The organism is Sandaracinobacteroides sayramensis, assembly GCF_022014495.1.
Classification (GTDB): Bacteria; Pseudomonadota; Alphaproteobacteria; order Sphingomonadales; family Sphingomonadaceae; genus Sandaracinobacteroides; species Sandaracinobacteroides sayramense.
The window spans coordinates 1-13,984 of the sequence record NZ_JAKLSQ010000019.1 but is presented as its reverse complement, the minus strand read 5'-3'; the positions used below and the strand labels follow the sequence as shown (position 1 = coordinate 13,984).

Here is a 13,984-nt window from a genome sequence, read left to right as displayed (position 1 = left end):
CCACCCGTCACATGGCGATAATCATGGGGAGGATGATCATGACTTTTCGCATTCTGTCACGCGCCATGGCGGCGCTGCTGGCCAGTTCCGCCATGCCGGCCTGGGCCCAGCAAGGCACCGCGCCCGAGGCCGCGAGCGACGGTGGCCAGCTGGAGGAAATCCTCGTCACCGCCCGGCGGCGCACCGAGACCCTGCAGGACGTGCCCGTCGCCGTGACGGCGTTGAGCGCGAGCACATTGCAGACGCGCGGGGTCCGCACCGAGGCGGATCTGCAACTGGCGATCCCGGGCCTCATCATCCGCTCGGGCAACAACAACAACCAGCTCAATTTCGTGATGCGCGGGGAATCGGTGGATGCCTATTCGGGCTCGCCGCCCGGGGTCCAGCCCTATGTCAACGAAGTGCCCTATCCCGTCTCCGCTTCGACGCCGCTCTATGATCTGCAAAGCGTGCAGGCGGTCAAGGGCCCTCAGGGCACCTTGTTCGGCCGCAACTCGACGGGCGGGGCGGTGCTGTTCCAGACGCAGGAGCCGGGCGAGGATTTCGGCGGCTATGCTTCCATCCAATATGGCAATTACGACCGGCTGATCACGGACGGCGCCGTCGACCTGCCGATCAGCGAGGACCAAGTGCTGCTGCGCCTCGCCGGCACGGCGACCTCGGGCGGCGCTTTCGTGCGCAACCTCTACGACGGCCGAATGCTCGGCGACAAGCAGGAGCGTTCAGGGCGCGTCACGCTCGCGGTGAAGCCCACCGACAGCATCTCCAACATATTGATGGTGCAGGCCGGCATGACGACCGGCACCAATGCCCCCAACACCGCATTCTATGCGATTCCGTGCGGCGACCCTTCGGGCTTCAACTCCTGCACCTACTCGCCCGACAATCAGCCCTTCTTCTCGGATCTGCTGGCGGGCAGGATCTTCGCGAACTATCCCACCGGCTTCGTCTATCCTGGCGGATTTGAAACGCTGCCCGAGTTCCAGCGCTCGCAGGGCAAGCATGTCGTCAATCAAAATGCCGATTTCGGCCTGAGGGCGCGCAGCGACATGGTCGTCAATAGGACGACTGTGGATCTGACCGACAATATCTCGCTCAAGAATATCTTCGGCTACTCCTATTCGAAGACCAGGATTCACTACGACACCGACTATTCTCCCTATCCGTTCATCCAGCAATATGCGCCTGACGCCGTGCTCACGGGGGAAGATCTGCCGATCGAGACGGTTGCAACCAAGACCTTCTCGAACGAACTGCAGCTGCAGGGCAAGAGCGCCGACGACCGGCTGACCTGGCTTGTGGGCCTGTTCTACATCGATTCGACGGAAGACTATTTCTCCCCGCTCTGGCTCAGCGCGATCAATGCCTCGGTGGCCTATGACGCGCGCACCGGCAACAAGTCGACGGCGGTGTTCGCGCAGGCGACCTACAAGCTGACCGACGAGCTGAACTTCACCCTCGGCGGCCGCTACACCTGGGAAAAGGTCACGCTCGTCCAGGGCGACCGATCGGTCTTCGGCGCCGGCCAGCCGCAGCGCGTCAGGCAAAGCGATCCGAGCTGGACCGCGACGCTCGACTACCGGATCAGTTCCGATCTCATGATCTACGCCTCCACGCGCGGAAGCTGGCGCCGCGGCGGCTTCAATCCGTTCAACCCGCCGACGCCCGAGCCGCTGACGGCCGCCGAGGATCCGGGCGGCAACTTCTTCCTTCCCGAGCGCGTGCGGGACGTGGAGATCGGCGCGAAATATGATGGAAGCGCAGGCGGCGTGCCGTTGCGCGTGAACCTCGCACTTTACAATGCATGGGTCACGAACATCCAGAAGACCGCCTATGTGGTGATCGCCGGCACCGCCTCTTCGGCGACCATCAATGTGCCGGAATCGCGCATTCGCGGGTTCGAGCTGGACGCCACGCTGCGGCCGGCGTCCTGGCTCACGCTGGGCGGGTCGGCGACCTACACCGACGCGAAGTTCACGAAGAATGAATCCCGCCTCTTCGGCGAGCCCGTATTCTATGGCCCGTTCGGCGATGTGCCGAAATTCTCGGGCAATATGTTCGCCGACGCAAGCATGCCGCTGCCGGGGGATCTGGGGTCGCTCAACTATCACGTCGACATCTACCACCAGTCCTCCTTCTATTTTTCGAACCTGGGGGGCACGATCCAGCCTGGAACGCAGCTTCCGGCCTACACGCTCATCAACATGCGGCTGGGTTGGGCGGACATGTTCGACAGCGGCGTGAGCGCCAGCCTGTTCGTGAAGAACCTCACGAACAAGCTCTACTATACGGGCGGCTCGGCCGGCGCCCAGAACTTCTCGGTGGAATCGGCCGGCTTCGGCCCGCCGCGCACCTACGGCCTGCAGCTCCGCGTCGATTTCTAGCGCCGTCCATCCCCGAAACCCCTTCCCGAAAGGCTCAGGCAGCAACCATGGCCGAAGTAGCAAAGATAGTGCTCATGCGGGCGAAACCGGGCGGCGGCCCGGCACTGGAGGCGGCGCTGCGCGCCCTCATCCTCGAAAGCGGCAAGGAAGAAGGAAGCGTCTGTTGCGAACTGCACAGCGGCTCCGCGGACAGCGAGCAGTTCATGGTTTATGAGCGCTGGAGCGGCGATGCCGCTTTCGACGCGCACATGGCCCAGCCGCATGTGGCCGTCTTCCTGGCGGCGACCGGCGAGCTTCTCGCCGGCCAGCCCGAAGTGCTGGCGTTCGACCATCTTCCCTGACGCCCCCGCACCTGGAGCCGAGCCGGCCTTTCTTGAGAGGAGATCCGCCTTGTTCGCAACACCGATGCCCGCAGGGCATCCCGCCAGCCGAAGCATGGCCATGACGTCATGGCGTGCGGTTTGCGCCCTTCTGGCGCTGGCGCTGCTGGCGGGCTGCGGCGCAGGCTCGGCGCCGTCCGCGGAATGGCCGGTGCATGGCGGCACCGACCTGGAGCAGCGCTTCGCGAAGATCGAAGAGATCAATGCGGGCAATGTCGACAAGCTCGGGCTGGCCTGGTCGTTCGAGCTCGGTTCCAATCGCGGGCAGGAAGCGACACCCATCGTCGTCGATGGCGTCATGTATGTGTCGGCGGCCTGGTCGCACGTCTACGCCCTCGATGCGGCGACCGGCCGGGAATTGTGGCACTATGATCCGGAAATCGCCGGCCGCAAGGGCTTCGACGCCTGCTGCGACGTCATCACCCGCGGCGTCGCGGTGTCCGACGGGCGCGTTTTCCTCGGCGCGCTCGATGGCCGGCTGATCGCGCTGGACGCGAAGACGGGCAAGCCGCTCTGGTCGACGCAGACGACCGATCCCGAAAAGCCCTATACCATCACCGGCGCCCCCCGCGTGGTGGGGGACAAGGTGATCATCGGCAACGCGGGCGCGGAATATGGCGTGCGCGGCTATGTCGGCGCCTATTCCGTGAAAACCGGCAAGCAGGTCTGGCGTTTCTACACCGTTCCGGGGGATCCGGCGGCCGGGCCCGATGGCGCGGCGTCCGACGACATTCTGAAAACCGCGGCATTGCCAACCTGGGCGGGCCGCTGGCACGAATATGGCGGCGGCGGCACGGTGTGGGATGCGATCGTCTATGATCCCGAGCTGAAGCAGCTCTATATCGGCGTCGGCAACGGCAGCCCCTGGAACCACAATGTGCGGTCCGACGGCAAGGGGGACAATCTGTTCCTGTCGTCGATCATCGCCCTCGACCCGGACACCGGCGCCTATAAATGGCACTATCAGCAGACCCCGGGCGAAAGCTGGGATTTCACCGCCACCCAGCCCATCATCCTCGCCACGCTCGACATCGGCGGGCAGGAACGCAAGGTGCTGATGCAGGCCCCGAAGAACGGCTTCTTCTATGTGCTGGACCGCACCGACGGGAAGCTGATCTCCGCCAACAATTTCGTGCCCATGAACTGGGCGAGCGGCGTCGACATGAAGACGGGGCGGCCGCTGGAGAATCCCGACGCCCGCTATACGGACAAGCCGTTCCTGATGTATCCGAACGCGCTGGGCGCGCACAGCTGGCACCCGATGGCGTTCAGCCCGAAGACGGGGCTCGTCTATCTGCCCGTCTACCATTCGCTGTTCCTCTACGGGCAGGATCCGAACTTCCGCTTCGTGCCCGGGCTTTGGAACAATGCGATCGACAACCGCAACCTGCAGGCGCCGGACGATCCCGAAGTGGCGCGCAAGGGCGCTGCCGGCTTCGAGGGCCGGCTCGTCGCCTGGGATCCCGTGGCGCAGCGCGAGGTCTGGTCCGTCGCGCACCCGACGCTGCAGAATGGCGGCGTGCTGGCCACCGCGGGCAATCTGGTCTTTCAGGGAACCGGCCTCGGGCGTTTCGAGGCGCGGGATGCGACGGACGGCAAGCTGCTGTGGAGCTATGCCGCCCAGGACGGGATCATCGCCGGGCCGGTCAGCTACCAGGCCGGCGGAACCCAGTATGTCGCGGTTCTGTCGGGCTATGGCGGCGGCTTCGGCCTGGGCGAAGGGGCGGACAAGCCCAGGGCGCGCCCGAACGGCCGGGTTCTCGTCTTCAAGCTGGGAGGCACGGCCAGGCTGGCGGCCTATGAACCCGGGGAGGCGCCGCCGCTGGTCGCTTCCGCCGAGAGCTTCACCACGGAGCAGATCGATTCCGGCCGGCTGCTCTACACGCAGCAATGCTACCGCTGCCACGGCGCCGGCGCGGCATCGGCCGGCGTGCTGCCCGATCTGCGCCGATCCGGGACGCTGGAAAACAAGGATGCCTGGCGGGCGGTCCTCGTCGACGGCGTGCTGGAAGACCGCGGGATGATCAGCTTCAAGACCTGGCTGAGCGAAAAGGAGATCGAGGACATCCGCGCCTATGTCTCCCATCGCGCGAAGATCGCGAAGCAGCAGGCGGCGGAGCCGCCGGCGCGATCCAAGCCATAGCCGGCCGGCTGGCGACGGAAACCGGGAAGGAGGGCGCTTCGAAGATGGCGAACGGGACGGAAATCGATCTGGAGGCGCTCGAGCGCAGATATGCCCAGGAGCGGGACAAGCGCGTTCGCGCGGATGGCATGGCGCAATATGAACCGCTGTCCGCCCGCTTCGCCGCAATGGCGCGCGATCCCCACGCCGATCCGGCCTTCGAGCGCCCGGCGGTGGAGGCCGAGTGCGAAGTGCTCATCATCGGCGGCGGTTTCGCGGGCCTTCTCGCGGCGGCGCGGCTGCGCGAGCAGGGCATCGACGACATCCGGCTGATCGAGAAGGGCGCCGATTTCGGCGGCACCTGGTACTGGAACCGCTATCCCGGCGCCGCCTGCGATGTGGAATCCACCATCTACCTGCCGATGCTCGAAGAACTTGGCCATGTGCCCAGCGAGCGCTACCCGCGTGCGTCGGAAATCCAGGCCTATTGCCGCAAGCTGGCCGAGCGCTACGGCCTTTACGACATTGCCCTGCTGCAGACGGAGGCGCGCCGGCTCCGCTGGGACGAGGCGCGCGCCCGCTGGCTGGTTCTCACCAGCCGCGAAGACTGCCTCGCCGCGCGCTTCGTCATCTCCTGCACCGGCCTTCTCAGCAACCCCAAGCTGCCCCGCATCCCGGGAATTGAAAGCTACGCGGGCCATGCTTTCCACACCAGCCGCTGGGACTATGCCTATACCGGCGGCAACGAAGCCGGCGGGCTCGACGGGCTGGCCGACAAAAGGGTCGGCATCATCGGCACCGGCTCGACTGGGGTGCAGGTGATTCCGCACCTCGCCGCTTCCGCCGGGCATCTCCATGTGTTCCAGCGCACGCCCGCTTCCGTCGAAGTGCGCAACAACGGCCCGCTCGCCCCGGATGCGCTGAGCGGGCTGAAGCCCGGATGGCAGCGCGAGCGGCGCGACAATTTCACCACGATCGTCGGCGGCGGCTACGCGCCCGTCGATCTGGTGCAGGACGGCTGGACCGACATCATCCGCAACGTGGCACCACGCCTGGAAGACGGCACGCCCGTGGCCGACGCGGAGGCGATCCGCCGGGCCGAGATGCGGAAGGCCGAGCGCGTGCGAGAACGGGTGGACGCGGTGGTGAAGGACAAGGCGACCGCCGAGGCGCTGAAGCCCTATTATCATTATTTCTGCAAGCGCCCATGCTTCCACGACGAGTATCTCGACAGCTTCAATCGCCGCAACGTGACTCTCGTCGACACCGACGGCCGCGGTGTGGAGCGGATCACGCCGGCCGGCGTCGTCGCGGGCGGAATCGAATATCCGCTCGATTGCCTGGTGTTCGCGACGGGCTTCGATTTTCTGACCGACTATTGCGAGGAGGCCGGGCTGGAAGTGATCGGCGCGGACGGGCGAACGCTGGCCCGGCATTGGGCGGACGGGCGCCGGACGCTGCACGGCATGCAGACGCGCGGCTTCCCGAACTTCTTCATGATGGCGATCGCCCAGGCGGGCGCGGCCGTGAACTATGTGCACGTCGCCGACGAGCAGACCCTGACCATCGCCCATGTCATCGCGCAATCCCGCCGGAAAGGGGCGGAGACCATCCAGCCCACGCAAGAGGCCGAGGATGCCTGGGTGGAAGAGATCGTCGCAGGTTCGCAGGCGCGCCGGGCCTTTCTGGCCGCCTGCACGCCCGGCTACTACAGCTATGAGGGCCAGCGCGAGGCCGGCACGAGCCTGAACGACTTCTACCCGGCGGGCCCCATGCCCTATATCGAACGGCTGGCCCGCTGGCGCGCGGACGGGCTGCCCGGGCTCGATCTGGCATTTCCCTCGCCCGGTGCCGGTTGAACGCAGCGCTGCCGCCCGAACAAGCCCCGTCACGCGCGATGGGGATGCGAATGCGGCACGGGGGGTGCCATCGGAATTTCCAATTGACGTGGAGATTGACAGAAGCCGTCCGGCGTTGCTCAATATATTTTGGCCACGGGATTTGCCGTCTTGGGAGACGCGGGGAATTACGGTGTTCAAGCCATCGAAGTTGCGCACATATCTGATGCTGGCACAGGACGCGGGCCTGTGTGCGGATACCATATTGGAAGGAAGCGGCGCCAGTTGGGCCGATATCGAGTCGCTGCGCCCCTTCGACCTGCCGGAGATCGCCAGGCTCTTCGAATATCTTGCGGACCGCACGCCGCAGGATTTCGCTATCCGCAGCGGCTACTCGTCCAAGGTCCGGAACTACGGCATCGTCGGCTTCGCCACCATGGGGATGCCGACGCTGCGGGACGCGCTCCTGCACTGGAGCCGCTACTGCCTCATCGCCGGGGATCCGCTGATCACCCGGATCGTCGAGAATGGGGACGAGTGGCAGATGATCTTCGAAACGCGGCTGCCGATGCCGCTGCGGGCGCGGCGCTATTGCATCGAGGCGGCGGTCGCGGCGGTCGAGCCCGTCATCGAGGATCTGACGAACGAGCCGGCGAACAGCCTGCGAATCGATTTCGCATTCCCCCGCCCCGCCGCGACCGAGGCCTACACCCTGTTCCGCGCGCCCGACATCCGCTTCTCGGCAAGTTCCACCACCTACACCGGCAAAAGGGGCGATCTCGACCGGGCCATCCCCGCCGGCGACCAGGCGATCCAGAGCCTGTTCCACAAGCAGTGCGATCTCTATCTCAGCGAGCTCACCCATTCCCGCTCGCTGGCCGAACGCCTGGAGGATCTGCTGCGCGAAGCCGCCGGGAATCTTCCTTCGCTGGGCGAGATGGCCGCCGCATTCGGCATGAGCAAGCGGTCCTTGCAGAGAGAGCTCGCGGGCGAGGGCCTGACCTATCAGCAGCTCGTCCGGCGGTTCCGCCAGTATCATGCGTTCAAGCTGCTGGAGGAGAATAGTGCCAATCTGAAGACGATCGCCTTCACATTGGGCTTCGAGGATGTGGGGAGCTTCCGCCGGGCCTTCCATGAGTGGACAGGGCAATCGATCGGCGAGTGGCAGGCGAGCCTGTCGGCAGACAGGCCGGTCAGGAATCCAAATCGATATGGCCGGCCGCTGCTCGACACGGGCAGCTACACCCAGGCCTGAGAGCCCGACCTGCGCCGCGCGTTCCAACATCCGGACCGGGCAGACCGCTGGTGCCGCTTAGGTGACTCGAACACCTGACCCCATCATTACGAATGATGTGCTCTACCGGCTGAGCTAAAGCGGCGTACCAGCAGGCGCGCGCCTCTAGCAGCATGGGGGCTTCCCTTCAAGCCCGTTGCGCGCCATTTGGCCGGCATGGCATTTGAACCCACCCATCTCGGCCGGAGCAGCGGGCTGCCCGCCTCGCCCGACGAAGCCGTGCTCGACTATCCGCCGAACCCGCATCCGGGCGCGCTCTATCTCGTGCGCTTCGTCGCACCGGAATTCACCTCGCTCTGCCCGGTCACCGGCCAGCCGGACTTCGCGCATCTGGTGATCGACTATGCGCCCAGCGAGCGCATCGTCGAATCGAAGGCGCTGAAGCTGTTCCTCGGCGCCTTCCGCAACCATGCCGCCTTCCACGAGGCCTGCACCGTGGGCATCGGCAGGCGGCTGTTCGACGAGATGCAGCCGCATTGGCTCCGCATCGGCGGCTACTGGTATCCGCGCGGCGGCATGCCGATCGACGTCTTCTGGCAGTCCGGCCCTCCGCCCGAAGGGCTGTGGCTGCCGGACCAGGGCGTGCCGCCCTATCGCGGCCGTGGCTGAGGCCACCGCGATTTTCACAGGCCCCCGAAGGCGCCGCTTGCCGCTACCGTCCAGCCCGAATAAGGCCCCGTGAAGGGCCGCATGGCGGAGAGGGAAATGGCAGGACCGCTTCAGGGCGTGAAGATCGTGGAGATGGCGGGCATCGGGCCGGGGCCGTTCGCCGGCATGATGCTGGCCGACCATGGCGCGGAGGTGATCCGCGTCGAGCGGCCGGGGCCGCAGCCGCCCGAGCCGGTGCTGGGGCGCAGCCGCAGGTCGATCGTCGTCGATCTGAAATCGCCGGATGGGGTCGCCATCGTGCGCGATCTGGCGAAAAGCGCCGACGGCTTCCTGGAGGGTCTTCGGCCCGGCGTGATGGAGCGCCTCGGCCTCGGCCCCGAGGTGCTGCTGGCCGACAATCCGAAGCTCGTCTATGGCCGGATGACCGGCTGGGGCCAGAGCGGCCCCTACGCCGCCGCCGCCGGGCACGACATCAACTATATCGCGCTGGCCGGCGCGCTGCACGCCTATGGCCGCGCCGGGGAGAAGCCGACGCCACCGATCAACATGGTCGGCGATTTCGGCGGCGGCGGCATGATGCTGGCCTTCGGCATGGTCTCGGCGATCCTCTCCGCCCGCGAAACCGGCAAGGGGCAGGTGATCGACTGCGCGATGACGGAAGGTGCCGCCCTGCTAATGGGGATGATCTGGGGCTGGAGCGGCCTCGGCATGTGGCGGGACGAGCGCGGCGTGAACCTGCTCGACGGCGGCGCGCATTTCTACGACACATACGAATGCGCCGATGGCCGCTTCATCTCCATCGGCTCGATCGAGCCGCAATTCTACGCCGAGCTGCGCCGCCTGACCGGCCTCGATTCCGACCCGGACTTCGACGCGCAACTGGACCCGAGCCGCTGGGCCCCACTGAAGGCGAAGCTGGAAGCGCTGTTCAAGACCCACCCGCGCGACCATTGGTGCCGGCTGATGGAAATGACGGACGTCTGCTTCGCGCCGGTGCTGTCGATGGCCGAGGCGCCCGGCCATCCGCACAATCTCGCGCGCGGCAGCTTCGCCGAGGTGGGCGGCATGGTGCAGCCGATGCCGGCGCCGCGCTATTCCGAAACGCCCGCCGCCCCGCCGCGCCCTGCGCCCGAGGCCGGCGCGGACGGCGCGGAGATATTGGCCGGGCTTGGCTATGACGCCGCCCGAATCCAATCGCTGAAGGCTGCGGGCGCGCTCGGCTGATCCGCCGCCGGTTCCGGATTCCGGCCGCCCTCTGCCTTTGCCGCTTGACTTGCGCGCGGCCGGGCGCGACCGGACTGGCGCGATGACGCGCCCGCAGCCCCTCCCACCCCATGCCTCTGACCCCGCCCGCAGCCGCGGCCGCCACTTCCCCGAGCCGGAAAGCCCGCTGCGCACCGCGTTTGCCCGCGACCGGGACCGGCTGATCCACTCCACCGCCTTCCGCCGCCTGCGCTACAAGACGCAGGTGTTCGTCGCCCCCGAGCAGGACCATTTCCGCGTGCGGCTGACGCACAGCCTGGAAGTGGCGCAGATCGCCCGCACCATCGCCCGCGCGCTGGCGCTGGACGAGGATCTGGCGGAAGTGGTGGCGCTGGCGCACGATCTCGGCCACCCGCCCTTCGGCCATTCCGGCGAGGACGCGCTGCAGCGCGCCATGGCCCCCTTCGGCGGCTTCGAGCACAATGGCCACGCCATCCGCATCGTCACCCTGCTGGAAAGCCGCACGCCGGCCTATGACGGGCTGAACCTGAGCTGGGAGGTGCTGGAGGGGCTGGCCAAGCACAACGGCCCGGTGGAAACGCCCGGCTGGGCGCTGGCGGCGCAGGAGGCGATATGGCCGCTGGAGCTTCGAAGCTGGCCGGGGCCGGAGGCGCAGGTGGCGGCGCTGGCGGACGACATCGCCTACAACGCCCATGATCTCGACGACGGGCTGCGCTCGGGCCTGCTCGATCTCGACGAGGCGCGGGCCGCCGTGCCGCTGATCGAAAGCCTCTGGCAGGAGGTGGCCCGCCGCTGGCCACAGGAAAAGCGCGCCTCGCGGCTGGTGCCGCAGCTGACGCGCGACCTGATCGGGGTGATGGTGGAAAGCCTGCTCGCCGAAACCCGCGCGCGTCTGGCGGAAGCCGCGCCACGGTCGGTGGAGGATGTGCGCGCCGCCGGCCGGGCGCTCGTCGCCTTCTCGCCCGCCACCCTGCAGGCGATCCAGCCGCTCAGGGCCTATCTGATGCGGGCGATGTACACCCACCCCTCGGTCAAGCGAATCCGCCTGCCGGCCGAGCAGGTGGTGGAGGAATTGTTCGCGGCGCTGCACGAAGGGCCACGGGAACTGCCGCCGCGCTGGCGCGAGCGGCTTTCGGAAGAGGGAAGGGACGAACCATGGCGAGCGCGGATCGTGGGGGACTATGTGGCGGGCATGACCGACCGTTTCGCGATCCGCGAGCACAGGCGCCTGACCGGCGCAAGCCCCATTCCCCACGAGAACAGGCCGGACGAAAGCTACTTCTAGCGCTGGCGCTGGCGCTCGCAGTCCCGGTGTCGGCGCAATCCGCGCCGGATGCCCGCGCGCCGGATGCCCGCGCGCCGGACTCCCGCACCCCGGACTCCCGCACACTGGCGCTCGCCGCCGGCTGGAAGGCGAGCTTCCTCTGCTCCGGCCTGTTCCTCGCCGGGCTGGACGAGAAGACCGTCGCCGCGACCGACCTGCAAGGCGGCTATCCCGAGCTTCAGCCGCATCTGCAGGGCCTCGCCGCCCGCATCGACCGAACGGCGAAGCGGGTGGAGGTGGAGGCCGGCGCCGGCCAGCCGCCGCGCGTCGCCGAATATGTGGAAGGGCGCGGCTGCGTGCAGCTTCCGATCGGCGCGAAGGCCGGCGCCGTCGCCCTGCCGCCGCAGCTGATCGGCGGGCCGGACCGGCGGCGCATGGACGAGCGGCCCTGGCCGCTCGGCGACCGGCAGGCGACGGCCACGATCCCGGCCAAGGCCAGGAAGGCGCTCGACGCGGCGGTGGCGGCCGCGATCGCCGGCGAAAGCTACGGCAAGGGCAGCCGCACCTCGGCGGTGCTGGTGGTGCAGGACGGGAAGATCGTCGCCGAACGCTACGCGCTGGGGATCGGCCGGCATGCGCCGCAGCGCACCTGGTCGGTGGCGAAGTCGCTGACCTCGGCGCTGGTCGGCCGCGCGGCGGCGCTCGGCGTCATGGACCCGATGCAGCCCGCCTGGGTGCCGGAATGGGATTTCGCCGGGGATCCGCGCGGCGGCATCAGCCTCGACCAGCTTCTGAGGATGCAGTCCGGCCTCTGGACGAACGGGCCGGGCAGCCGCACCGACGCGCTCTATTTCGGCGGCTCGACGGTCGCGGAAACGGCGGCGACCGCTCCGGTGGAAGCGCCGGCCGGAACCCGCTTCAACTATGCCAACAACGACACGCTGCTGGCCTCGCGCGCGCTCCGCTCCAATCTGGGCGAGGCGGCGGAAAGCTTCCCCTACACGCATCTGCTCTGGCCGCTGGGGATGACGCGCACCACGCTCGAAAGCGACTGGCGCGGCGCGCCGATCCTGTCGTCGCAGGTCTGGATGACCGCGCGGGACATGGCGCGGCTGGCGCTGCTGCATCTGAACGACGGCGTCTGGCAGGGCGAGCGGCTGCTGCCCGAAGGCTGGGTGCGCGACGCGACCACGGCCGTCGGCCCGCAGCCTGAGGACGGCCGCGGCCAGCGCTATGGCCGGGCGATCTGGCTGCTGGGCGCGGCGCAGGGCCTGCCGGAGGGGAGCTACGCCTTCATCGGCAATCGCGGGCAATATGCGGTGGTGGTGCCTTCGGGCAGGCTGGTGGTGGTGCGGCGCGGCTTCGATCCGGCCGGCGCGCGCTTCGACTTCGCCGCCTTCACCCGCGACGTGGCGGCGGCGCTGCGCTGAGCCACCAGCGGCCGGCGGCGGCGCGAACCCGAAGGCCGCCGAGCGTCCCGCCCGCGCCTGCCTCCAGCCTTTGCAGCAGGCGGGTAAGCGCCGGCCCGTCCGGCGCCGGCGCTTCCAGCGCCCGGAAGGCGCGGGCCAGCAGCCGGCGCCGGAGGTAAGGCGGCAGCGCTTCGGGATCGAGCCAGAGCCGGCCGCCGGCCTCGCCGGAGCGGCCTTCCCAAAGCCGCTCGTCGATCCACAACATGGCCGCTTCCGCATCGGCGAGATGCGCGGCGGAGGCCGCCAGCCGCTCCGCCTCAAGCCAGGGGGTTTGCGCCAGCAGGGCGCGCGCATGCGTCCGGTCGTAACGCGGATCACGGTTGGAGGGGTCGTCCGCCGGGCGCCAGCCCGCCGCCTCGACGATGGCGCGCAAGTCGCCCCGCCCATGCCCCAGCAGCGGCCGCAGCAGCAGCAGCCCGTCGAAGGCCGAAACCGGCCGGATCGCCGCCAGCCCGGAAAGCCCGCTGCCGCGCGCCAGCCGCATCAGCAGCGTCTCGGCCTGGTCGTCCAGATGGTGCGCCGTCAGCAGATGCCCGATGCCCTTCGCGCGGCAGACGCCCGCCATGGCGGAATAGCGCGCCAGCCGCGCCGCCTCCTGCCCGTTCGGCGGCGGGGCCAGCGTCAGGCGCGTTGCCTCCAGCCCTTGCGCCGCCGCGACGCTTTCCACCATCGCGCATTCCCCGGCGGCCTCGGCGCGCAGCCCATGGTCCACCGTCAGCACCTGCGCGCGCGCGCCGAACGCCCGCGCCGCCAGCCACAGCAGGGCCAGCGAATCCGCTCCCCCCGAAACGGCGAGGGCGAGAGGCGTCGCGGGCGTGAAATCCGGCCCGGCGAGGCGCCTTACCTCGCCCGCCAGCCAGTCCGGCGTCAGCCTTTCAGCCGGCACATTTCGCCTGCGCCCGGGCGGCGGTCGCGTCGGCGGCGAACTGGCCGGTCAGCCGGTCGGGATAGGCGGTCCGCAACTGGTCCAGCGCCTGGCAGGCGGCGGTCGGCTGCTTCAGCTCGATCAGCGACTTGCCCAGCCACAACAGGCTGTTGTGCGCGCGTTCGCCGCGCGGGAACTGCTGATAGCCGGCGAGGAAGGCCTTGGCGGCGTCCGCCGTCTTGCCCTGCGCCAGCAGCGATCGCCCGGCCCAGAATTGCGCGTTGGAGGCGCGGGCGTGCTTGGGGTTGGCGGCGACGAATTCGGAAAGCGCCTTGTGCGCCCCGGCGTAATTGCCGGCGGTGTAAAGCGCATAGCCCTCGCGATAGCGCGCCTCGGCCGCATCGGCGGCGGAAACCGGCGGCGTTGCGGCTGGGGGGGCGGCTGGCGGGGCGGCGGGCGTTGCGGGCGCCGGCAGCGGCTCGGGCGGGGGCGGCTGCGCTGCCGGACGGGGCGCCTCCACCACGGGCACCGCGGC

11 protein-coding genes and 1 tRNA gene are annotated in these 13,984 nt (G+C 68.6%); 9 read left to right on the top strand and 3 right to left on the bottom strand.

From position 1 onward, the window contains the following. The first annotated feature begins 38 nt into the window (after nt 1-38). From L6Q21_RS13620 to L6Q21_RS13600, 5 genes are all read left to right on the top strand, one after another. Nucleotides 39-2,384 carry a TonB-dependent receptor gene (locus L6Q21_RS13620; RefSeq protein ID WP_237831318.1) on the top strand — a complete coding sequence of 782 codons (2,346 nt, stop codon included), beginning with the start codon at nt 39-41 and terminating at the stop codon, nt 2,382-2,384. A gap of 47 nt (nt 2,385-2,431) precedes the next feature. Then, complete coding sequence (locus L6Q21_RS13615; RefSeq protein ID WP_237831317.1) at nt 2,432-2,725, top strand: putative quinol monooxygenase; 294 nt, start codon at nt 2,432-2,434, stop codon at nt 2,723-2,725. A 100-nt stretch (nt 2,726-2,825) separates the two neighbouring features. Next, entirely contained in the window at nt 2,826-4,907 is a 2,082-nt protein-coding gene (locus L6Q21_RS13610) for a PQQ-dependent dehydrogenase, methanol/ethanol family (RefSeq protein WP_237831316.1), read from the top strand. Nucleotides 4,908-4,951: 44 nt separating this feature from the next. After that, on the top strand, nt 4,952-6,745 hold the full coding sequence (locus L6Q21_RS13605; RefSeq protein WP_237831315.1) for a flavin-containing monooxygenase: 1,794 nt from the start codon (nt 4,952-4,954) through the stop codon (nt 6,743-6,745). A gap of 205 nt (nt 6,746-6,950) precedes the next feature. Beyond that, nucleotides 6,951-7,979 carry an AraC family transcriptional regulator gene (locus tag L6Q21_RS13600; RefSeq protein ID WP_237831314.1) on the top strand — a complete coding sequence of 343 codons (1,029 nt, stop codon included), beginning with the start codon at nt 6,951-6,953 and terminating at the stop codon, nt 7,977-7,979. A gap of 48 nt (nt 7,980-8,027) precedes the next feature. Here the strand turns inward: L6Q21_RS13600 and L6Q21_RS13595 are convergent. Beyond that, nucleotides 8,028-8,103 (bottom strand) — tRNA-Thr (locus L6Q21_RS13595). A 71-nt stretch (nt 8,104-8,174) separates the two neighbouring features. Between L6Q21_RS13595 and queF the strand changes: the two genes are divergently transcribed. The 4 genes from queF to L6Q21_RS13575 all read left to right on the top strand — a co-directional run bounded on the left by queF (nt 8,175) and on the right by L6Q21_RS13575 (nt 12,545). After that, a complete protein-coding gene (queF, locus tag L6Q21_RS13590; protein ID WP_237831313.1) occupies nt 8,175-8,627 on the top strand; it encodes a preQ(1) synthase in 453 nt (150 codons plus the stop codon). 96 nt (nt 8,628-8,723) lie between these two features. Further along, nucleotides 8,724-9,851 (top strand): CaiB/BaiF CoA transferase family protein, encoded by a 1,128-nt coding sequence (locus tag L6Q21_RS13585; protein ID WP_237831312.1) that lies wholly within the window; start codon nt 8,724-8,726, stop codon nt 9,849-9,851. A gap of 82 nt (nt 9,852-9,933) precedes the next feature. Then, the gene (locus L6Q21_RS13580; protein WP_237831311.1) at nt 9,934-11,136 is read left to right on the top strand and encodes a deoxyguanosinetriphosphate triphosphohydrolase; all 1,203 of its coding nucleotides are present in this window, start codon (nt 9,934-9,936) and stop codon (nt 11,134-11,136) included. 26 nt (nt 11,137-11,162) lie between these two features. Beyond that, entirely contained in the window at nt 11,163-12,545 is a 1,383-nt protein-coding gene (locus L6Q21_RS13575) for a serine hydrolase domain-containing protein (protein WP_237831310.1), read from the top strand. On the opposite strand, the gene tilS is transcribed toward L6Q21_RS13575, so the two are convergent. Both tilS and L6Q21_RS13565 read right to left on the bottom strand, forming a co-directional pair. Next, nucleotides 12,514-13,470 (bottom strand): tRNA lysidine(34) synthetase TilS, encoded by a 957-nt coding sequence (tilS, locus tag L6Q21_RS13570; protein WP_237831309.1) that lies wholly within the window; start codon nt 13,468-13,470, stop codon nt 12,514-12,516. The genes L6Q21_RS13575 and tilS overlap by 32 nt on opposite strands. Beyond that, a partial coding sequence (locus L6Q21_RS13565) for a tetratricopeptide repeat protein (RefSeq protein WP_237831308.1) occupies nt 13,460-13,984 on the bottom strand: 525 nt, incomplete at its 5' end. The genes L6Q21_RS13565 and tilS, both read right to left, overlap by 11 nt.

Coding starts and splice junctions, on each gene's coding strand:
- L6Q21_RS13620 (WP_237831318.1), top strand. CDS start 39: ATGACTTTTCGCATTCTGTCACGCGCCATGGCGGCGCTGCTGGCCAGT.
- L6Q21_RS13615 (WP_237831317.1), top strand. CDS start 2,432: ATGGCCGAAGTAGCAAAGATAGTGCTCATGCGGGCGAAACCGGGCGGC.
- L6Q21_RS13610 (WP_237831316.1), top strand. CDS start 2,826: ATGACGTCATGGCGTGCGGTTTGCGCCCTTCTGGCGCTGGCGCTGCTG.
- L6Q21_RS13605 (WP_237831315.1), top strand. CDS start 4,952: ATGGCGAACGGGACGGAAATCGATCTGGAGGCGCTCGAGCGCAGATAT.
- L6Q21_RS13600 (WP_237831314.1), top strand. CDS start 6,951: ATGCTGGCACAGGACGCGGGCCTGTGTGCGGATACCATATTGGAAGGA.
- queF (WP_237831313.1), top strand. CDS start 8,175: ATGGCATTTGAACCCACCCATCTCGGCCGGAGCAGCGGGCTGCCCGCC.
- L6Q21_RS13585 (WP_237831312.1), top strand. CDS start 8,724: ATGGCAGGACCGCTTCAGGGCGTGAAGATCGTGGAGATGGCGGGCATC.
- L6Q21_RS13580 (WP_237831311.1), top strand. CDS start 9,934: ATGACGCGCCCGCAGCCCCTCCCACCCCATGCCTCTGACCCCGCCCGC.